This is a genomic window from Desulfosarcina sp. (genome assembly GCF_055467485.1).
In genome coordinates this window covers 94,261-115,139 of the sequence record NZ_JBUOIV010000007.1, presented here as the reverse complement: position 1 = coordinate 115,139, position 20,879 = coordinate 94,261, and the positions used below count along the sequence as shown (strand labels likewise).

General features: G+C 55.6%; 16 protein-coding genes and 1 pseudogene. 4 read left to right on the top strand and 13 right to left on the bottom strand.

Annotation, left to right across the window (positions count from 1 at the left end; genetic code table 11):
• Positions 1-41: 41 nt before the first annotated feature.
• A complete protein-coding gene (locus ACZCED_RS05665; RefSeq protein ID WP_464860404.1) occupies positions 42-2,372 on the bottom strand; it encodes a tetratricopeptide repeat protein in 2,331 nt (776 codons plus the stop codon).
• 230 nt (positions 2,373-2,602) lie between these two features.
• Positions 2,603-3,595, bottom strand: coding sequence for an aldo/keto reductase (locus ACZCED_RS05660; protein ID WP_462971103.1), 993 nt, complete (start codon positions 3,593-3,595; stop codon positions 2,603-2,605).
• Between the two features lie 623 nt (positions 3,596-4,218).
• Between ACZCED_RS05660 and ACZCED_RS05655 the strand changes: the two genes are divergently transcribed.
• The 4 genes and pseudogenes from ACZCED_RS05655 to ACZCED_RS05640 all read left to right on the top strand — a co-directional run bounded on the left by ACZCED_RS05655 (position 4,219) and on the right by ACZCED_RS05640 (position 9,393).
• Entirely contained in the window at positions 4,219-4,740 is a 522-nt protein-coding gene (locus ACZCED_RS05655; protein WP_464860403.1) for a hypothetical protein, read from the top strand.
• A 370-nt stretch (positions 4,741-5,110) separates the two neighbouring features.
• Positions 5,111-5,251, top strand: a pseudogene (locus ACZCED_RS05650) (double zinc ribbon domain-containing protein); the annotation flags it as partial.
• A gap of 3 nt (positions 5,252-5,254) precedes the next feature.
• A complete protein-coding gene (locus ACZCED_RS05645) occupies positions 5,255-8,452 on the top strand; it encodes an ATP-binding protein (protein WP_464860421.1) in 3,198 nt (1,065 codons plus the stop codon).
• Positions 8,449-9,393 carry a homocysteine S-methyltransferase family protein gene (locus tag ACZCED_RS05640; protein WP_464860402.1) on the top strand — a complete coding sequence of 315 codons (945 nt, stop codon included), beginning with the start codon at positions 8,449-8,451 and terminating at the stop codon, positions 9,391-9,393. The genes ACZCED_RS05645 and ACZCED_RS05640 overlap by 4 nt, the downstream gene beginning before the upstream one ends.
• A gap of 33 nt (positions 9,394-9,426) precedes the next feature.
• Here ACZCED_RS05640 and ACZCED_RS05635 read toward each other — a convergent pair whose 3' ends face one another.
• The 11 genes from ACZCED_RS05635 to ACZCED_RS05585 form a co-directional block, all read right to left on the bottom strand.
• Positions 9,427-9,951 (bottom strand): PilZ domain-containing protein, encoded by a 525-nt coding sequence (locus ACZCED_RS05635; protein WP_464860401.1) that lies wholly within the window; start codon positions 9,949-9,951, stop codon positions 9,427-9,429.
• A gap of 168 nt (positions 9,952-10,119) precedes the next feature.
• Positions 10,120-11,922, bottom strand: a complete 1,803-nt coding sequence (locus tag ACZCED_RS05630; RefSeq protein WP_462971099.1) for an MBL fold metallo-hydrolase — start codon at positions 11,920-11,922, stop codon at positions 10,120-10,122.
• A 42-nt stretch (positions 11,923-11,964) separates the two neighbouring features.
• Positions 11,965-12,879, bottom strand: coding sequence for a KPN_02809 family neutral zinc metallopeptidase (gene ypfJ, locus ACZCED_RS05625; protein WP_462971098.1), 915 nt, complete (start codon positions 12,877-12,879; stop codon positions 11,965-11,967).
• A gap of 58 nt (positions 12,880-12,937) precedes the next feature.
• Complete coding sequence (gene mscL / locus ACZCED_RS05620; RefSeq protein ID WP_464860400.1) at positions 12,938-13,342, bottom strand: large-conductance mechanosensitive channel protein MscL; 405 nt, start codon at positions 13,340-13,342, stop codon at positions 12,938-12,940.
• A gap of 711 nt (positions 13,343-14,053) precedes the next feature.
• Complete coding sequence (locus ACZCED_RS05615; protein ID WP_410288868.1) at positions 14,054-14,257, bottom strand: cold-shock protein; 204 nt, start codon at positions 14,255-14,257, stop codon at positions 14,054-14,056.
• Between the two features lie 177 nt (positions 14,258-14,434).
• Positions 14,435-15,421, bottom strand: coding sequence for a peptidylprolyl isomerase (locus ACZCED_RS05610; protein WP_464860399.1), 987 nt, complete (start codon positions 15,419-15,421; stop codon positions 14,435-14,437).
• 183 nt (positions 15,422-15,604) lie between these two features.
• Positions 15,605-16,477, bottom strand: coding sequence for a DUF3108 domain-containing protein (locus ACZCED_RS05605; protein ID WP_462969076.1), 873 nt, complete (start codon positions 16,475-16,477; stop codon positions 15,605-15,607).
• A gap of 102 nt (positions 16,478-16,579) precedes the next feature.
• A complete protein-coding gene (locus ACZCED_RS05600) occupies positions 16,580-17,611 on the bottom strand; it encodes a nucleoside recognition domain-containing protein (protein ID WP_464860398.1) in 1,032 nt (343 codons plus the stop codon).
• A gap of 198 nt (positions 17,612-17,809) precedes the next feature.
• Positions 17,810-18,286: a PilZ domain-containing protein gene (locus ACZCED_RS05595; protein WP_462969074.1), complete on the bottom strand. Its 477-nt coding sequence runs from the start codon at positions 18,284-18,286 to the stop codon at positions 17,810-17,812.
• A 4-nt stretch (positions 18,287-18,290) separates the two neighbouring features.
• Entirely contained in the window at positions 18,291-18,779 is a 489-nt protein-coding gene (locus ACZCED_RS05590) for a SoxR reducing system RseC family protein (RefSeq protein ID WP_462969073.1), read from the bottom strand.
• Between the two features lie 45 nt (positions 18,780-18,824).
• Positions 18,825-20,879: an RnfABCDGE type electron transport complex subunit B gene (locus ACZCED_RS05585; protein WP_464860397.1), complete on the bottom strand. Its 2,055-nt coding sequence runs from the start codon at positions 20,877-20,879 to the stop codon at positions 18,825-18,827.

The following is a 20,879-nucleotide window of genomic DNA, read 5'->3' as shown; positions in this document are numbered from 1 at the left end:
GTTCTCTTGGGCTATGAAAATTGTGCTGATGCGGCGGGCCTTCAGTCGATGGGTGCAAAAGGAGTGATGGACCCCGTGTCACTAACCATCAAATATTGGTTCTGACTCTCCATCGACCCATCAGGGTTTCTGTAAATCACCGTACCATATGGGAGGCCGCCAAGAAATTTATCGAACTGGATGAAAAAAATATCCCCTTCAACCCAGCTTTTCCCTGTGTCTTTAAAAACTTGCAGATCCATTTTAAACTTGCCATTCTTATCCCATTCCCACCAATATTGCTTGCCAGTTGACATAGCGGTTCCCGTAATCTTTTGGCCAAAGAGAAGCTCCTTGACCACCTGTCCGTCGATTCGGTTTTCCTTGAATATTCTGTAATAATCAGTGGGCTTTCCCGGTACCCCGGCCTTGATCAGGGCTTCAGCGATACGATCCAGTTTTTTGGGGTCTATGAAGGGAAAATAAAGCAGAAGATCATTCAGGTTGCGAACCGGAGTATGCCTACTTTTTATTAATAGGCCATATGCAATACGAGCATCCTCGTCCCTGCCTTGAATTCCGTATATGATCGATTCAGTAAGCGCGATAGTTCCAGATAATTCCGGATTCAGCCTTTTAGCTCTCTCGACTAGCAGCAAGCTTTCTTCGAGATTTCCATCCGGCAAATAGGCTCTTGCCTGATTAATTAGGTAAACCGTAGGATTGTTTGGATCAAGTCGCAGACCCATTTTTGCAGATTCGATGGCTTCCTTGTTTTTGCCTGTAAGCCATAGAATATGGGACATCCAGGCATAAAGTTCTGGGTCGTTGGGGTCCATCGCCACAGCTTGTTCGATTTCAGAGAGTGCTTCATCATGCTGGTATCGGAAAAGATAAAATTGGGACATCAGCCCATGGGCCAGAGCTGTTGGTTTGACCATGGCCTTTTTGACCAGGAAGTGCGGTTTATTACGAACAGCATTTCTTGCAGCACGATTGTTTATTCCCAGTCCTTCCCGAAGTTCGGGTGATGCTGTCTGAATGGCTTTCCAATACAAAACGGCTAACGCTGCATAGGCTCTGGCAAATTCAGGATCGATTTCCACGGCCTTTTCCAAATGAATTTTTGCCTCGGCGAAGCCTTCTTTTGTCATCCTACGATAGCCCTGCCAGCCTTTGAGAAACGAATCGTAAGCCTGCAGGTTTTCCGTCCCCCTGTCGGTTACGGTCTTTTCTTCGATTGCTGTAAGTTTCAACGCCAGAGCGGATATGATTTTGCGGGTGATCTTATCCTGCAGAGCGAAGATGTCGCTCATGTCCCCATCGTAGCGCTCGGCCCAGAGGTGATGGCCACTTGTCGCATCGATCAACTGGGCGTTGATTCTTACCTGGCCTCCGGCCTTGCGAACGCTGCCTTCCAGCAGGTAGCGGACCCGGAGGTCCTGCCCGATTTGCTGTGCGTTTACCGACTTTCCTTTGTAGGTGAAGCTGGAGTTTCTGGCGATGACAATCAGGCCGGAAATTTTGGAAAGATCCGTGATGATGTCCTCGGAAATACCATCGCTAAAATATTCCTGCTGCGGGTCGTCGCTCATATTGTCGAATGGCAGTACAGCAATGGAGGCCTTTTCCGATAACGGTGCGGCTGTTTGTGCCTCCGAGGCGGGTCTTTCATCGGCAGGCCGCGGATAATACATCCACAGCAGCAAAATACCGGCAACCAAAAGCATGGCAACGGCAACCGTTGCTGGCTTACCCATCTTGGTCGACCGGACTGCAGGCTCCCCAATGAGTCTGCCTTCGTCTTCTTTTGCCAACAGAACGCGGTAGATCCTTACGGGTTCGGCGATGTTCTTGACCGCATGTTCACCAAGATATTCAAAACCTTGACGGACCTTTTTCTTGACCTGATCGTAAACCCCCCGGGAAATGCAGATACCGCCGGGGTCGGCCAGGCTTTCGATCCTGGCAGCGACATTCACGCCGTCGCCATAGATCCTGTCGCCCTTGTGAATGATATCTCCCAAGTTGATGCCGATGCGGAAATCCATTCGACGACTGTCGGGCAGTTTCCCGTTTTCGGTTTGCAGGTGATGCTGGATCGCAATGGCGCTGTTGACCGCATTGAGGGTGCTGCCGAATTCAGCCAGGATGTTATCACCAGGAGAATCGACGACCCTCCCCTCGTGCTTGTCTATCAGGTCTGAGATGATTTTCCGGTATTTGGTGATGGTGCTGACGGTGGATTCGTCGTCGTCACCCATCAGCCGGCTGTAGCCTTTGACATCGGCGCTGAAGATGGCTTTCAAATGCCTTTTGATGCCGCTGTCAGCCATGAAGCACCTCAATGCCATTGGGTTATACAGCCAAAAAAAAGGATCGCCGATCAGCATCGGTCGAACTGCAGTTCACCGGCGTCAGGTTCAGGAGATTCGCAACTGTCGCTAAGGTCTTGAATTAAGGAAGGAGGCTTTAAACAGATACCAATATTTATGAATAGAATAGATTCCTTGCGGTGGTCAAGAGGCAGGGAACCGCAAGGGTCAATGCCGATTCTCCGTTCGCTCGCCAATCCCACGGCAAGCGACGGGCAATGCGCTGGCCGTCGCGGTTCGAAATGGAGCTAATTATTGTCATTGTCCGCTTTTATCTGTTCTTCCGACCGATCGGTTGGCGATGGCGGGCGGGGTGTTATCCGGGATATGGCATCATAGAGCTGATCGGTCAGGTCGATGTCTGCAGCCCGCAAGGAATCGTCGAGTTGCTCGACACTGCGGGCCCCGATTATCGGTGCGGTGACGGCTTTGTTCCGGCTGACCCAGGCGACGGCCAGGCTGACCGGATGGTATCCTGCATCAACGGCGAACTCACCAAACTGCTTTGCCGCGTCAAACATCCAGCTTTCACGGTACCGTTTCCGATACATGTCGTCGACCGCCAGTCTGCCTTCACCCGTCGTGTGATCCTGGCCGTATTTTCCGGCCAACAGGCCTGCGCCAAGGGGATTGTAGGTCATGACTCCCAGGTTTTCCGACCTGGCCATTGGCAAAATCTCAACTTCGGCCTGCCGCTTGACCAGGTTGTACATGGGCTGAATGCAGTCTACCGGGGCCCAGTCGTTCTGCCGGGTCAACCCGCAGGCTTTCATGGTTTGCCAGGCGGAAAAGTTGCTGACGCCGATGCAGCGCACCTTGCCCTGAACGACCAGATCATTCAGGGCGCGCAGGGACACCTCCAGCGGCGTATGGTCATCGAATCGGTGCAGGAAATAGATGTCGATATAATCGGTTTTGAGTCGCCGTAAGCTGGCCTCGACAGATGCGATAATGTTGCGCCGTGATCCGCCCTGAGAGTTAATCCCGGATTCAAATTGCGCCCCGCATTTCGAAGTGACGATGAGCTGCTGCCGATGATCGGCGATCAATTCTCCCAAAATGGTTTCCGCGACACCGTCACCGTAAACATTTGCACAATCAAAAAAATTGATGCCGTGGTCCAGACAGCGCTTGAAAATCGCTTCAGATGCATACCTGTCTGCTTCGCGGCCAAAAGTCATCGTGCCCATACACAGTTGTGAGACCCGGATGCCTGTATTTCCCAGTAATTTATATTTCATGCCCTTCACCCAATTTTTTGATAAATAGGTTGTTTCATTGATAGGAATCGTCTTTTCTAAAATTGGTAAAGCGAGTGTTCCACTTATCGCGGTTCGTCTTCAGTTACGAATGATCAGATACATTGAAACTAATCCACGACTGCAGCGCCTGTCAAATCATGCTGTAAAAAGACCATGTCGGCCGACGATGACGCAGCGCCGCCATTGCTTTGAGCTTTTTTCTTCTCTGCTACCCCATCAGTCATGTTGCCAGTCCGGTTTTTCATAAAGCAGGACGGTTGTATTTTCCAATCAAAAAAAAGGGCGGGCTTTTATTATGATTATCCGGGCAATATAAACATGCTTGGAAAGGGTCGTGGTGGCAGTTTTTGGCAACTTGATGCGGCAGCAATCGATTCGACCTGTTCCACGATTAATCGTTCGTGAAGAAACCTTCCCGGCTATATTATATATTTCATTAAATATAAATATGTTAGACTATATCTAACCGAATACCGTCTATCGTTCGGTGCAAAAGGGGGAAATGCGGTTTACACTCACACGGAAAATGGGCATGCGAAAAAAATAGAGCAGGGATAACACGCATCGGTTTCATCGTGATTGGCTTGATGATCGGCTGTTTCTTGTTCACTGACACATGCCGGGCCGATGACCGCCGCAACGGAAAAGGATGGTTCGAACGGGAGAGCGCTCTCCACCCGTCACCTTCCGGCAGGGATGACGAGGGCAACGAAGCGGCAGGCCAGATGGCTGCATGGCTGCTGGTGGCAGCCAACCTGCCCGTCGTCTTGAGTGTGCTGATCAAATGGATCAATAAGGTTGTTCCGATGGGAAATGGATTAAGAGATGTAGTGGCCCAGCTCAACCGGTTCCAGAAAAAGCATCTCATGCGGTTGCACTATCTACTCAACCCGCTGGCACTGGGAATCGCCCTGTGGCACTGGCTGTCCTCCCGCTGCAGGTCCACGGCGCTGCCGGAGTGGGGACTGGTCATGATGGTTTCCCTGATTGCTTTGGGGCTGATCTTGAAATACAGGCTGTGCCCCAAACCGCTTCGAAAACGTGTTTACCGGACTCACACCCAACCGCTGGTATTGATTGCCTTGGCAATGGTGTTGACCATCGGGCACCTGATTGTCGATTAGCCTCTTCCGAAAAAGGATTGGGTTTCCATTCCGTAAAGAGGTTGGGTATGGTAGAATCCTGTCAATTGACCTGAGATTGAGAAACAAATCAATATTGTCTTCCGGGAAGCGTAACGATTATCAGGGGCATAAACAATTTGACGCTGCTGATCTCGCCCCAGGACCAGCCGATCGATACATCGATGAATTCCGCCAAACGGCAGCCCGTCAATTCAGACTGAATGGTTGCGGGGACCAAATAATTAGGTATGCCGTGGCAGTCAGCCATCCTGCTTTCAAGCCGGGGCGATCGTTTCGACGCCGCTTTGCTTACCATAAAAAGCATCTTATTTTTAGCAGGATTACCGCACATGCATGTGAAACGCCGCTTATGAAATGTTCAGCCTGCAAGACAGACAATCCGGGACCGGCCAGGTTTTGCAACCAGTGCGGCAGTCCGATGGCGGCGCTGTGCCCGGCCTGCGGCCGGCCCAACCCGCCCGACAGCCGGTTTTGCAACCAATGCGGAAAACGATTGAACGGTTCCCGCGCAGCCTCTGCCCGGCAAACGCGTCAACCCACTGCCTACACACCCAAGTTCCTGGCCGACAAGGTCCTCACCAGCCACGCGTCCATCGAGGGAGAACGAAAACTGGTCACCGTGCTCTTTGCCGATGTGGCCGGTTTCACGGCCATGTCCGAAAAGCTCGATCCCGAAGAGATGCACGCAATCATGGACGGCTGTTTTACCATCCTCATGAACGAAATCCACAAATTCGAAGGCACGATCAATCAGTTTACCGGTGATGGGATCATGGCCCTGTTCGGTGCGCCGCTGGCCCATGAGGACCATGCCCAAAACGCCTGTTATGCCGCGCTGGCCATTCAAAAGGAGCTCAAGGACTACAGCGTTATGATCCAACAACGCTTCGGCGTGGCGTTCCGCATGCGTATCGGCCTCAACTCCGGCCCGGTGGTGGTGGGAGCGATCGGTGACGACTTGCGCATGGATTACACGGCTGTCGGGGACACCACCAACCTGAGCGCCCGGATGGAAAGCCTGGCCGAACCGGGCACGATCCGTGTCTCCCGGAATACGTACCAGCTCGTCAGGGGGCATTTTAAGTTCATGGCCCTGGGAGCAACGCAGGTGAAGGGAAAAACGCAGCCCCAGGAGACTTTCGAGTTAAGCGGGGCGAGTCGCCTGATCAGCCGGCTGGAGGCATCAGCCGCACAAGGATTGACTGCGTATGCCGGGCGACGGGAAGAACTGGCAGTCTTGACGGAATCGTCCGAAAAAGCCTTTTCCGGGAATGGGCAGGTGGTGGGGGTCAAGGGTGATCCGGGTGTGGGTAAATCAAGGCTGATCCACGAACTGAGACGTTCCATCGGCGAACGACTTCTTTATTTGGAAGGCCGGTGCGTTCAGTTCGGCAAGCCGATTGCCTTTTTGCCGCTCAGGGATATTTTACGCACGTATCTCGATAGCAGCGAGGTCGACGACCCTCAATCCGTCGCCCATAAGATCAGGCATCATATCCAAGAGCTTGGTTTGGCGGCTGACGACGCCCTGGCCGCGTTTCAGGATCTTCTCGCCCTGCCGGTGGAATCCCGGACCTGGCCGGCCCTGTCTCCCAAAGAAAGAAAGGATAGAACCTTCGAGACGCTTCGGGAATTTCTGCTTCATGCAAGCCGGATAGATCCCCTTATGCTGGTTGTGGAGGATCTACACTGGATTGACAACGCCTCTGAAGCCTTCCTGGATTTTCTCATCGAAGCGTTGAACGGCACATCCATCCTGCTGCTTTTGATATATCGGCCGGAATATCGCCATGACTGGGCGAATCGTCCCGATTTTCGCGAGATCACGCTGGCACAGCTTCCCCAAGAATCGGGAACTGAAGTGATCGGCTCGATCCTCGGCAATGCCGATGTCGAACCAGCGCTTATCCGCTTTGTGCTCCAACGCACGGACGGCAATCCGCTTTTCATGGAAGAGCTCACCCGGACATTGCTGGAAAACGGATCGATACGCCTGGAGTCGGGACGCTACGGGCTGGATAAGACCGCTGACACGACAAAAATTCCCGAAAACATCCACGGCATCATTGCCGCCCGCATGGACAGCCTGGAAGACGACGTGAAGCGGGTTGGCCAGCTGGCGGCGGTGATTGGACGCGATTTCGCACACCGGGTACTGCAAAGCATCACCGGGCAGAATCAAAATTTGGATGCCAGCCTTGAAACCCTTCAGGAGATGGGTTTCATCTATCGAAAAAACCGCTATCCCGAGCTGACCTACACATTCAAACATGCGCTGACCCAGGAGGTGGCCTACAAGAGTTTGTTGCGCCGGAAACGGGCGCGCTATCACGCAGATGTCGCCGCTGCGATTGAACGGCTTTATGCCCAACGGATCGAGGAATCATACGACGTCCTGGCCTATCACTATGACCGCAGCGAAGATGCGCTTAAAGCATATGAATACCTGAGACTCTCAGGCGAAAAAGCCATTCGCACGCATTTCTTATGGGAGGCATACGACTACTTCAAGAAAGCACTGGGGGCGCTGGATCGCCTGCCCCATGCGGATAATCCCCGCCAACAGGAACTCGAGGTACTCCATTTGATGGTCATCCCCATCATCGCCCTGGGGCTGCCCGAGGACAGCCTGGCCTACCTCGAAAAGGGCGTCAGGGTTTCAACGGCGTTGGATGATCACAGCAGCATGACTCGATTTTACGGCAACATCGGCGTTTTTTACATGAATCGCGGCGATTATGATCAAGGGACGGCATACACCCAAAGGGCCTTCGAAACCGCCGAGCGCATCGGCGATGTGGACGCCATGGCGCAAACCGGTCCCGACCTGTGCCAGGACTTGATGAATGCCGGAAAGTTCAGGGAAACGATCCAGGTCGCCACACGAATTATCGAGGCCGTTGAAAATGCGGGCCGCGAGTCCGATTATTTCGGCGGGATGACCAATATTTATTCTATTGTAAAGGGCTTTATCGGCTACAGCATGGGGGTGATGGGAGACTTCACCAACGGGCTGGCCGTCTGCGAGAACGCCCTTGCTTGCGCTGTCAGATTTGCCGGACCCGAAACCATAGGGGTTTGCGAAGTTCAGCTGGGCAGCCTGCATCTGCTCAAAGGCAGCCATGGGCCGGCAGTCAATTTTATCGGTGACGGTGTCCGTCACCTTGAGGAGGCCAACTTTTACTGGCATCTGCCATTTTGCCGGAGTATGTTCGGCCTTGCCCAAACCTTTCTTGGCAACCCCCAGTCGGGCCTGGGACATATAGAAAAGGCCTTGGCGGAAAACCGGAAAATAGGAATCGAGTGGCGCAGGTCTGAGCTGCTTTTCAATCTGGGTGTCTGCCGATTCATCCTGGCGGAATATCAACCGGCCATGCAGGCAATGAACGACGCCCATGTTCTGTCCATGGAATCCGGTCAGCGGTACGTGTCCGGCAAAACACTGACCTGGCTGGGTCGCATTCAATTCAGACTTGACCCGCAGTCGCATGAAGCCGCATCCAGCCTCATCTGCCAGGGAATCGAAATCTTGGGAGAACTCGACATCCAGCCCGAGCTGGCCCTGGGTCATCTATTCCTGGGTGAGCTTTATACCGGATCCGGACAGAAAGCGCTTTCCGCCGAGCATGCAGACCGGGCAAACCAGATATTCCATGACCTGGGCATGCACGTCAAAAGGAGCAATGCATGACATCGACCGCGTTTCAGACATTTTACGAGCGTTCAACCTGCATTCTGGGCGAAGGCGCGATCATCGAACGCCTGTGCAGAAACAGCGACGTCAAACTCGATCCTTACATCGTCAACTCCGCGTTCATCTATGACGAACCGCAACGCAGGTCCTTGGCGGCCATCTATCGGCAGTATCTGGACATCGGCCGCCACTACGACCTGCCGCTCATCCTTTCCACCCCGACCTGGCGTGCCAGCCGGGAGCGGATCTCGAAGGCCGGTTGTGCGGGTAAGGACGTGAATGGGGACAACTTCCGATTTATAGATGCCCTACGCAACCAATACGGAACCTATGCGAAAAAGGTTGCCGTGGGTGGGTTGTTGAGCTGCCGGGGGGATGCCTTCAACCCGGATGAAGCGCTTCCAGCACAAAAAGCCCGGACGTTTCATGCCTGGCAGGCTGATCGGCTGGCCCGGGCCGGGGTCGATTTCCTGCTGGCGGCCACCCTGCCCACGCTGGGCGAGGCCATGGGTTTGTCAGCGGCCCTTGCCGAAACGGGAATGCCCTATATCATCAGTTTCGTTGCGCGTCCGGAAGGCACGTTGATTGACGGCACACCACTGAAGGATGCCGTCCAGGAAATCGATGCCGCAGTCAGCCCGAAGCCGCTTGCCTTTATTGTCAATTGCACGCATGCCTCCATTTTCCGGGCGGCACTTTTCCATGATGTCAATTCTTCTCCTCTGGTGAGGGAGCGGATCGACGGCCTGTTGGCAAATACGGCCGCGCTCAAGCCTGAAGAGCTGGATGAGCGTGAGAACCTGGTCACTGAAGCACCTGAAATTTTCGGTCAGGCCGTAGGCGCGCTTAAAAATGATCTGGGTATGAAGGTATTGGGGGGGTGCTGTGGCACTGACGATCGTCACATCCGGCAATTGGCGAAGCGGCTTGCTGAATAAGCAGGTTGGGTTAGCCTGCCTGAAGGATCTATTTTAAATAAAATGAATTCCAAATTGATCCTTTCCGACCCACCTGACGATTGCCTTTCTTGTCAGATAGCCTGGTTTTATCGCAAAAGGGATGATCGCATATAATTCCAACCCATATTTTATTTCAGATACATACATACAATCAACTTGTGCCCCACCCATGCTGATATTCTTTAGCGGTGCGGAAAATATGATTGAGTCAGAAAAAAATGACGCTTCTCTTTGGTAGTTTTTCCTCACATTTTTTCTTCTGTTGAACTTTATGCCAAATTGATCATTGTCGATCCACCGAACAATTGCCTTCCTTTTCAGGTAGCCCTGTTTCTTTGGAAAAGGAATGGCAATAAATATCTCTATTCCTTTTGTTAATCCTGATAGGTTTCCGCTGCCAACCCGTGCGCCGCCCATGCTGATATTTTTTATCTTTGCGGGAAAAAGCATCGATCCCGTAGAATAGAAGACCTCCTTCTGATATTTTTTCCTTATATTTATTCTTCTGCTTCTATTCGAATTGAATACGGCTTCCATAGTATCCGTCTCATATCCTGAATCTGACGATCAAAGGAATGACAAGCTGTCCAGAACAGGTCGACTTATGCACAAAATGAATTGTTTGCAGATGCCAGCCGGCTGGTCAACAAAGGACATTCGCCATTTGACGGCATCGGCAAAAAACCACCGGCTCCAGGCCAGGTTTCATGGGCGCGGGGGTGCGGCCATCTCCCGCTCAACCAGCTTCCCGAGGTCCCGCAACAAGTTGATTTTCTCCTCGTCCAGGTCGCGAGGCCGAGTGTCGATCAGGCACAAGGTGCCGGGAGAGGTTCCGTCGGGCAGGGTCAAGGGGCATCCGGCATAAAAGCGGATGCGCGGTTCTCCAACCACCAGCGGATTGTCTGCGAAGCGGGGGTCGAGAAGGGTATCGCGAACGATCATGACATTCGTGTCGAGGATGGTATGGGCGCAGAATGCCTGGTCCCGCGGCGTCCCGGTGGTACTCAAGCCGAAGTGGGATTTGAACCACTGGCGGTCCCGGTCGACGAGGGTCACCAGGGCGATGGGAACATCGAAGGCGGCGGCGGCGATCCGGGTGATTCGTTCAAAGCGCTCTTCTTTTTTGGTATCGAGGAGCTGCAGCCCGTTGAGCGCCTCGATCCGCTGCCCCTCATTCTGCGGAAACGGCGCCCGACGCCAGCGGCACATGCTTCGCATGACCCATGCACGCACCCGTGTACGGGCATACTCGGCGGTAAAGGGCTGGATCAGCCAGTCCGTGACGCCGGCACCGACACCGGCGTCAGATTCCGCAGAGGCAACGACGACCACCGGCAAATCGCGGACATTGTCGGTGACCATCTCCCTTATGGCCCGACAGGTTTCCAGGGTATCACCGCCCACTTGCCCGTCGTCGAGAATGACCAGGGACAGTCGGGTCGAGCGGACAATCCCAAGGACGTCCCGGGACGTCCCGGCCCGCAATATTCGCAGGTTGTCGGCCTGAGCGGCCTGTTGAATTTTCCCGGCCAATGTTTCGTCCGCGATGCCGATCAAGACCTGATGGTCCTGAAGTGCGGGTTCGATCGGGGCGACTGCCGAAAAACGCTCGGAGCCTCTGTCCGCTTTGATAGGCAACGCGGCTTTCAGTTCGACGGTCATTCCTTCGGCAGCGGCAAAGACCTCCATCGGCCTCCCCGCCCGGGGCAGGCTGTTTTGCACGTCCTCGCATAGCGCATCGATACGGTCGTCGCTCCGGCACGGATCGTGGTGCGTCAGGGCCAGGCGCCTGGTGCCGGCAAGACGGCACATGTCAACCGCACAAGCCACCGGGGTGTGTCCCCAGCCGAACTTGTCCGGATACTCCGCCGTCGTGTATTGGGCATCATGGATCACCAGATCGGCCCCTCGCATGAATTCGATGTGGCGTCGATCCTGTTCGCTCATCCTGCCGGTGCCCTGAGCGTACTGGCGGGAGTGTGGTTCGTGGTCACAGGCATAAACGACCGAAACCCCGTCGGCTTCCAGGCGGTATCCCAGCGTGAGGGCAGGATGGTTCAGATACCGTGTCCGGACTTTGATATCGCCGATGTCGAAGACGCCCTCGACGAGGTCGTGATAGCGGATGGCTGCCCCCAGTTCTTCCAGCGTTATGGGAAAATAAGTGTACTGCATCTGGCCCGCTAGGGATTCGCGCAGGGACGATCCGAGGCCGCGGGGGGCGTAGATGTCCCACTCGTTACCGGGTACGAAGAGGGGGTCGAAAAACGGGACACCCTGGATGTGGTCCCAATGGGTATGGGTGATGAGGATATGGCCGCGCAGGGGATGAACGCCGCTCTCCATGAGGACCTGGCCGAGCCCATGTGCCCCGGTGCCGCAGTCGAGGACAATCATCGTGCCGGAAGCGGAACGGACCTCGACACACGACGTGTTTCCTCCAAAGCGGACGGTCGATGACCCCGGTTTGGCAATGGATCCTCTTGTACCCCAGAACCTGACTTTCATTTTGGAGGGCCTCCCCGGCAGCTTAATAAATTGGACCCGGTCCTAAAAGGTGTTGAAGGTATCGCAACTGTCCATGTCGCCGCTTGTCAATCCAATCTTAAACCATTTCACCCGTTGCGCCGAAGTGCCATGGGTAAAGGAATCCGGGCTGACGTATCCTTGAGACTGCTTTTGCAGCGTATCATCACCAATGGCGCTGGCAGCATCCAGGCCTTCTTCGACATCACCGACTTCGAGCAGTTGCCGGGAGTGGTGGGCGTGGTAGGCCCATACGCCTGCAAGGCAGTCAGCCTGCAACTCCTGACGAACGGAAAGCCGGTTGCCGTCTGTCTTGCTCAGTTTTTTGCGGGCCGCCTGAACGCTGTCGGATATACCCACAAGGGTCTGGACATGGTGACCCACTTCGTGGGCAATCACATAAGCCTGGGCAAAGTCGCCCGGTGCGTTGAAACGATTTTTCAGCTGGTCATAGAAACCAAGGTCGATGTAGACTTGTCGATCACCCGGGCAATAGAAGGGTCCCATGGCGGATTGAGCCATTCCGCAGGCGGAATGGACGACATCACGAAACAGCACCAGACGCGGTTCCTGATAGGTTCTCCCCTTTTGCCGGAACAAGGTGGTCCAGGTATCTTCGGTATCGGCCAGGATGACCGAGACGAAATCCACCAACTCTTTCTCCTGCGCGGTTTCGTGAAACGGCACGGCTGGCCTGCTGGCGGTCGTGTCTTGCTGCAGGCCAAGGCCACCGAGCATATTGCCGAGAGTTCCGGTAAACAGACCGTAAGCACCGATGCATACCGCCAGTATCAGGGTGCCCTTGACGCCCAAAAACTTGAAAATCACGGGGAGCAGACGCAACATCCCGCTCCCCCCGCTGAAACCTTGTTGGCCGGAGGCCCGCACCCCTCGCCGGTCTTCCACATTGCCGCTTTTACGATTGCCACGCCAGCGCATGATCAACCTCCCGTTGACTACGTGTTGCTTTCTGTTTGGACGTGCACCTGAAAACGGCTCAGGTTCGATTCTTCAGCAAGTCTCTTATTTCGGTAAGCAACACTTCCTGGGCCGAGGGTTCGGGTGGCGCTTGAGGCTTTTCTTCCTCTTTGCGCTTAAGCGCGTTTATGCCTTTGATGGCAACGAAAATTGCAAATGCGATAATCGTGAAATCGACCGCGGTCTGAATAAACTTGCCGTATCCGATCACAACAGCGGGGATATCTCCACTGGCCTCTTTGAGCGTCAATGCCAAATTGGAGAAATCGATGCCCCCCACCAGCAATCCGATCGGCGGCATGATCACATCGGCGACAAAGGAAGAGACGATCTTACCGAATGCCGCGCCAATGATGATGCCAACCGCCATATCGATAACATTTCCTTTGACGGCAAATTCCTTAAACTCTTTCATCATGCCCATGACAACGCCCTCCTGATTAAGATGTAGATGGTTTTTAGAGACCGTTTGCGCGGTTAACACGAGGCGATCTCTCTTTGGTTTAATTTCCAATTGCCCGTATCGACCCCGGTGAGGGATAGCGCCCCTAAGGCTCTTCATCTGGATATGGTCGCGTGGATCAGCCTTGCCTGGCAGCGGTGCAGCAGTGGTGCCCCACCCATGGCCGATGGGTTGGAAGCGAAGTGGCGGAGACATCAGGCCTTGATACGGATCAAATTATTTCAATGGTAATGGTATCCGCCTGAAAAGCAAGTTGACGATCCATAAAAATCGAGTCAACGGTGAGGGCGGATCATTCCAAGCCATCAATTTATTAATCAAAACCCAGCGCCATGCATCAAAGGACAAATATCCCCTGCCTGATGGTCGGACTGAATACCGCCGGATGGCAAGTCCATTGCGATCGTGTTAAAAAAGCACATCGCTGTCCACTCGCCATAAAGCCAATATGGACAACCGTTCGCACTGGGCATTACGCCATCTGCATGGCGATTTCCTGCTGCTGAAGATCAACGCCTATCCATAGAATCATTTAAGCCTGAAGGGAGAGACACCCGCGTGGTAGAGAAGCGCCTTCCGGGTATGCAAGTAAAAAAGGCAGGGTGTCGCAACAAACCGGGGCGCCCCGCCATTGCTGGCAGAATGCCCCGGCTGTGATTCGAAATGATGTTGTCAGGTTGCTCGTTTTACATTCTTGGCTTCAGGTCCACGGTCACTCTCCTCCACATCGAAAATAACCGTGTCTCCCTCGGATAGCGTCTTGAATCCCGTCATGTCGATGGCGGAAAAGTGGACAAAGACGTCCCGACCTTCGTTTTCATTGATGAAGCCATACCCCTTTTTGTCATTGAACCATTTTACTGTACCGTTCGCCAAAGCACTGACCTCCTCTTCTCAATTGTTCTCCTCCAAAATGACCCTTTGCCTTTGCAGACGATACTCCGGCACATGGAAGATTGCCGCTCAGAAGATGTCAGATCAGGTGTTGCATTGGCCAAATTATCATCCAGAAAAAATATTTAGCCAATGAAATACTCATTGTCAAGAAAAAAACTAAAGCGGAAATCGTTTAATATCCGCATGTTCCTTCAACTTTTCGAGGTAGGCGTCGATCATTTTCCCCTCCTGTTCCTGTTGCAGACGGGCAGAAATGGCCTCTTTTACCTCGTTGAACGCCATGGTCTGTTCAGCCTGGCGCTCGGTCACCCGGATCAGGTGGTATCCGAAACGGGTCTGCACCACGTCGCTCGTCTGGCCCGGTTGAAGGGCGAAAGCGGCTTCGGAAAAAGGCGGAACCATCTGCTCTCTGCCAAAAAAGCCAAGATCGCCCCCCTTGGTTTTGCTGGGGCAGTCTGAGTTCTCCTGTGCCAGGGCGGCAAAGTTCTCACCATCGTCGAGACGCCGCTTCAGCGCCTGGATAGCGGCCAGGGCTTCTGCCTGTTTGGCCTCAGGGGCATCTGCCGGAACCTGAACCAGAATATGGGAGGCTTTGACCTGCTCCGGCTTGCGGAACAAATTTGGATTGTCGTCATAGTAGGCGCGGACCTGCTGGTCGGAAACGGATACCTTCTGAAGCACCTCTTTGTCGATGAGCGCCTTGATGGTCAGCCCATGTTCAATCTGGCTCTTGAGCATCGCTTCGCTAAATCCCATTTCCGTCAATGCCTTCTGGTAGGCCGTCTCATCATTGAATGCGGCCTTGAACTCATCCAGGGCTTTTGCCACGGCGCTGTCCTTGACATCGATCCCAGCGGATTGGGCCTGCTGAAGCAACAGGGTCCGGTTGATCAGGGTATCACGGATCTCACCCTCGTACCGCTTGAGCAGCTGGGCATCCACCGGCCGTCCCTGGCGGGCCAGCTTCAGGGAAACCAGCTTCATCTCACGGTCCAGGTCCTGGCGCAGCAAAACGGTATCATTGACCTGGGCAATCTGTCCGGCAGGAGCGTCCGCGGCGGCACCAATTGCCGGGGTAAGCAGGAGGACCGCCAATATGGCGGCGACTGCGGCGAAACGTCTATTGGGTTGAATAACGGTCATCGATTTCTCCTTGAAGGGTTGCGGGGCGGTTGTGCCCCTGAAATTGGCCGATCAGAAAAACACTGATGTCGGTCAGTAAGGGTTTACGCTGAAGAACGGTTTCATGCATCAGGTGCAAAAACGGCATGCCACACTTCCTGCATTGGCCGTCGAGACAGCCGCTGCCGATGATAGTCCTGCATGTCATTCTCCTGAATGGTCCCCTGAAGGCAGCGGGCCGGCCCCCGTCAGGCTCACCAACTCTCCGGAAAAACTGCCCACGACCACTTTGCTTTTCAATTTCACCGGCAGGCGACGGTAATCGGCCGACACCCACAGCTGGATCTTGGCGTCCGGGCTCTTCTCGAAGACCCCGCCCACGTGCGCCAGGTCAGGCTCGATGAGAAAGGTGTCGAATGTACCCGCCGGCACCGTCACGGTCTCCCGCCGGACCACATCGGCCACCCCCATTACGTGCTTTTTCCCATCGGTCACCGATCGCTGGATGCGGCCCCCCGCAACCAGGTTCGCCGAACGGGACCAATAAAAAATGGACAGCGGATCGAAGGTGCCGACGGTAATGGGTATCGGTTCCCGGGCCTCGCCGTGGTTGACATACTGGACGGTCATCTCCTCCCAATCGAAGGAGACGGTGATGTCCCGGCGGGTGCTGCCTTCATGCTGCTTTTTTCGGTACAACAGCGACTGACGCATGCCGCTGTCCGCCCAGGCGTCGATGCGGTCCCGGACCATGTAGAAAGCGTCCACAAAGGCGTTGGACCGGGCCGTCAGGACGAAGTGATAGGCATCGATCCCTGCCATGTGCTCCTTGGGCAGCACCTCCAGCACCGCCTCCCCGGCCGGGATGATGGTCCATTTGAGGATGAAGGTCAATCGTTCACCCGGCCGGAACGCCCGGGTGGGAAAAGGAGCATCGGCCGACCAGGCCGTAGCGGCAATAAACAGCCAGACGACGACCCACACGGCGGCAGCCCGGCGGGTGCCGTAGGGGCTTTCGGCCGCCTTGATCCAGCCCCGCTCTACCGGCCGATGACCTGTGGCTGCTTTTCTCTGCATGATGACTTTTGCATACGTTCACGTGTAATTAAAAACGAAGGTATCCGCCGATACCGTGATAGTACCGATCTCAACCGGGCCGTCGATCAACCCGCGATTCATTCAACGGGTTTTTAGCAGCCGAGCATCTGCGTGTAATCCCGATTCCGTCATACACGGTTCCCAGTTGCCGTCAATAGGGACCGGGTTACCGGCAATGGGTTGGCGGCGGTTTTTCATCCACAACCACAGCCGATATGCCTGGGTGAAGGCCACAGCGGCAACCAGCCTGGGAATCCACAACCAGAAGGGGTGAATGCCCAGGGGCAGAAACAGTGCCGGGTCTTCGACCATGGCGTGATTGATTCCGATGGAGACGTGCAGGGTTTTCAGTTGATCCGGAGGAAGACGACGCTCACGGGTCTCGGCCACGATCACGGCACCGCCGTAGGAAATACCGAACACCGCAGCCGTCATCCACAGCACGCCCACCTGCCGATCCAGACCCAGAAGACCCAGAACGGGTTCGATGATCCGCACCACCTTTTCGATAAGACGGTAGCCCTTCAGGATTTCCATTAAAATCATCAAACCGGTAATGATGAGCAGAATCTTCAGGCTCAACCATGCCATGGCAGCAGCCCACCCTCGCATAGCCGGCCAAAACATCGTCCGGGCCGAAGTCAACGGGTTCCCTGCCGCTTTCTCAGCCGTTTCCGGCCCCACCATCCACCCCAGCGCCAAGACGGTCAGCAGGGCAGCGGCCAGCCGAACGGCAGTGGCCAGCCACACGGGGCATCCGGACTGGCGCTGCACCAGCCCTTCCTGGATCAGGCTGTGGGCAATCAGCAGGAACACCGCCATCAGCGTCATCTGGTCGACCGTGAAAGGCAGGACGGACATGGCGGCGATGGCGCCATAAATACCGGTCAGCAGGCCGGCCAGCAACGGCAGAGCGGCCATGGCCGGCAGATGGATGGCTCCCATCATCGGTTCCAGCCAGCCGCCTATGGGGTCGAGCCAGCCGGAATAATCCAGCAGAAAGGTGGCAAAGGAGACCGGCAGGATGATCTTGCCCATCCAGACAAAACCCTGCCAACCATTGGCGACCCCGCGTTCAAGACTGGTTATAATCGGATGGGTGAGCGTCTCCACGGTGTGTTCCTGTTTACAGCCTGTTTTAGACCTGTTTGTCGGCAAAAGAGACCCTATATCACAGTTTTCCGGGCAGGGCACGAATTGAAATGCACGGCGGGTTTCGCTATGGAAAAACAAGCGTTAGCGCCACGGCTGTCGGGTGTGGATCGTTCGCGTCTGTGGAAATGGCCGGTCGGCATTCATGTGGAAAACCGGTCAACGCATCAGGTAGAATCCAAGGGCGGGGTCGTCCGGCTCGTTGGGGTGAAAGGAGGCACCCACGTAGAGCCCGCTGACGTTGCGGACGATCACACGCTTCTCCATGGGCGTCCGTTTGCGATCGTCCAGGTGAAATTCCACCAGCAGCTTGGCGCCGACGGGAAAGTTGCGGGGTACGGTCATTTTCAATTTCAATCCGGTGGTCGAGAGATCGACCACCTTTGCCAGCCCTGTGTCCTCGGGTCCGTTTTTCCCCAGAAGGGTGAATTTTCCAGGCAAATCGGCACCTTTGCGGTATTGTTTGCGCTTTTCCAGTCGACAGCGGAATTGATGGCCGCAGGCACAGGTGCAGTTGACCGAAATTTTCTTGTCAGACGAAGCATATTGGCTCACATCCGTGGTTTTGGAATGACCGCATTGAGGACAACGGAAGGTGGCGGTGTTGTTTTTGGATATGAAAACGGTCTGTTCCATAATATTACCATTCTGTTTGAGGCATCACCACAGCATCTCCCGGCGGCGAATGGTGCCCCCTGACCTTGATGATTTCAGGTTTGTAGCTGGCATGGGTGGAGAGGCGCCGGCCCGTGATGCGAATGACGATGAAGGCCAGCCCGAAAAACAGGAAACCGAACAGGGCGGAAAGACCGGATGGATCGGTGCCGCGCATGACAGCCACCTTCTGCCCGACGACCGCACCGGCAATCATGGCCAGGATCGGGAAGACATAAAGCAGGAAGGTGGCTTTTAGCAAGGAGGCCGTCTTGATATTCAAAACGATCTGATCCCCCACCCGGGCGTCGGCCGAGTTGATTGCTTCCACTTCCATCTCTTTGCCAGCACCGCCACCCTGGCAGGCGTCCTTGGATGAACAGGAGGCGCAGGCGCTGGAGCGGGTCGTTTTAACCCATGCCGTCCCCTCACCTGGACGTCCCATTTTAAACACGACACCTTCTTCAGTAGCCATTGGCACGTCTCAGCATATCGTTGTATCGGTCCGCAGGAAGTTGGATCAGGCGTTGACAGCGTCCCTGATCTTTTCCAGCGGCCGCTGGTTTTCTGCATTCTTATAGCAGATAAGACCGCAATTGAGGCACCGGGAAGCCTCTGCCAGTGCAGCCTCCGTGTCGAATCCCTTTTCCAGTTCCATCAGCTGTGCCAGGTCCCGGCTGTCGGCCAGGGGCATGATTCGCCGCTGACTGGTCGCCACGGCTTCCACGTGGTCCACGTTCTGGATGGCCGCATCGGGCTTCAGGACGTTTTCCGGCAGATCCAATGGAATATCATAGATGACCCGATGGATGGCCGCGGCGGCGCGTCGCCCGGCGCCGATGGCCTTGATGGCGCCGCTGAAATCGGTCAGGGCGTCACCCTTGGCAAACAAACCGGCATCCTCGGCATGCTCCGGCTGTTTATAGGGGGGGACGGCCGTCCAGGCTCCCGGGCGGTTTTCAGCGTCATCCTCCCCCTTGGGCTGGGTAAAAATCAGCTCGGGGAATCTTCCCGAAGAGAAGACCAGGGTCCGGGCTTCAAGCAGCCGCGTTTCACCGGTGTCCAGATTCAACACGTCCATTCCGGAAAGTGCCTCCCCTTCACCGATCAGGCGGGTGACGCCGGCTCGTAAAAGTACGTTGGCGCCGGCTTCGGTCAGCGCCGAGACGGTGGCGTTGTCGAGGCTGTCGCGGAATATGAAGGTAACGGTCTCGGCGCCCAGTGAGCGGGCCTTGGCCAGGGTCTCGCCGGCCAGTCCTTCGCCGCCGACAATCACCGTGTGACCCGCGCAGGCCACCGTACCGTGTCCCTTTTTGCCGGAACGCAGCAGGTCCAGCAGCAGATATCCGCCGGGCAGCGGCGTTTCCACCGTTTTCTCGGCACCTCGGGCCAACCGGCTGTCCCAGCCGCCCGAGGCGAGAAACACGGCTTCATATCCATCCTCCAGCAGGCCGGCCGCGGTCACGTCGCGGCCCAGCATCTGGCCGGTTCGGGCGTCCACGCCCATTTCCAGGATACCGTCGATATCCCACTTGAGGATCGCTTCGGGCAGGCGACACTTGGCGATGGCGGTATTGAGCAGGCCGCCCAGTCGGTCCGTGCCTTCGAACACCGTGGCCCCATGGCCCAATCGGGCCGCGAAAAAGGCTGCGGAAAGTCCCTGGACCCCGCCACCGACAATGGCGATGCGGCGGCCGGAATCCGGCGCCTTGAATGGCTGGATGCGTTCCTTCTGGGTGCGTTCATAGTCGGCGGCATACCGCTTCAGGAAATTGATCGCCACCGGCTCGTCCACATATTTGCGCCGGCAGTCGTTTTCACAGGGTCGGGGGCAGATTCTGCCGATCACCGTGGGAAAGGGATTGCGCTCCTTGATCGTCTGAACCGATCCGTGGAAGTCCCCTTCGGCGATCTGCTGGATGTACCGGCTGATGTTGATCCCCGCCGGACAGGCGCGCTGGCAGGGCGTCGTACAATCTTCGGTGGTGTACTCCTTGAGGATCCTGCGGGTCACCGATGACAAGGTGATGATGTGCTTGGGGCAGATGCGCTCACAGGTCCCGCAACCGGTGCATTTGACCTCGTCCACCACGGGAAGTCCCTGCGGCCCCATAACGATTGCGTCAAAGGGGCAGGCGGCGGCACAGGTTCCCAGACCCAGGCAGCCGATGTTGCACACCTTCATTCCTCCGGAGAGCAGGGCCACGGCCCGGCAGTCGTTCATGCCGTCATAGCTGTATTTGACATCCGCGTCGGCCACTCCGTAGGTGCACCCCGGCAGGGCGATGTCCGGCTCCTTGGCTTCGACGCTCACGCCGAGGATAGCGGCAATGGCCAGGGCCACGTCTTCGCCGGCGGCTACGCAGGAGTTGGGTGCGGCCTTGCCCGCCACGATGGCTTCCGCATTGGCACTGCAGCCGGGCAGACCGCAGCCGCCGCAGTTGGCTCCGGGCAGGGCTTCTTCGACGGATACGATTTTGGGGTCCACGTAAACGTAAAAGACCTTGGAAGCCAGCGCCAGGCCGATGCCCACCACCAGTCCCAACCCGCCCATGAGGATAATCGCTATAGTCAT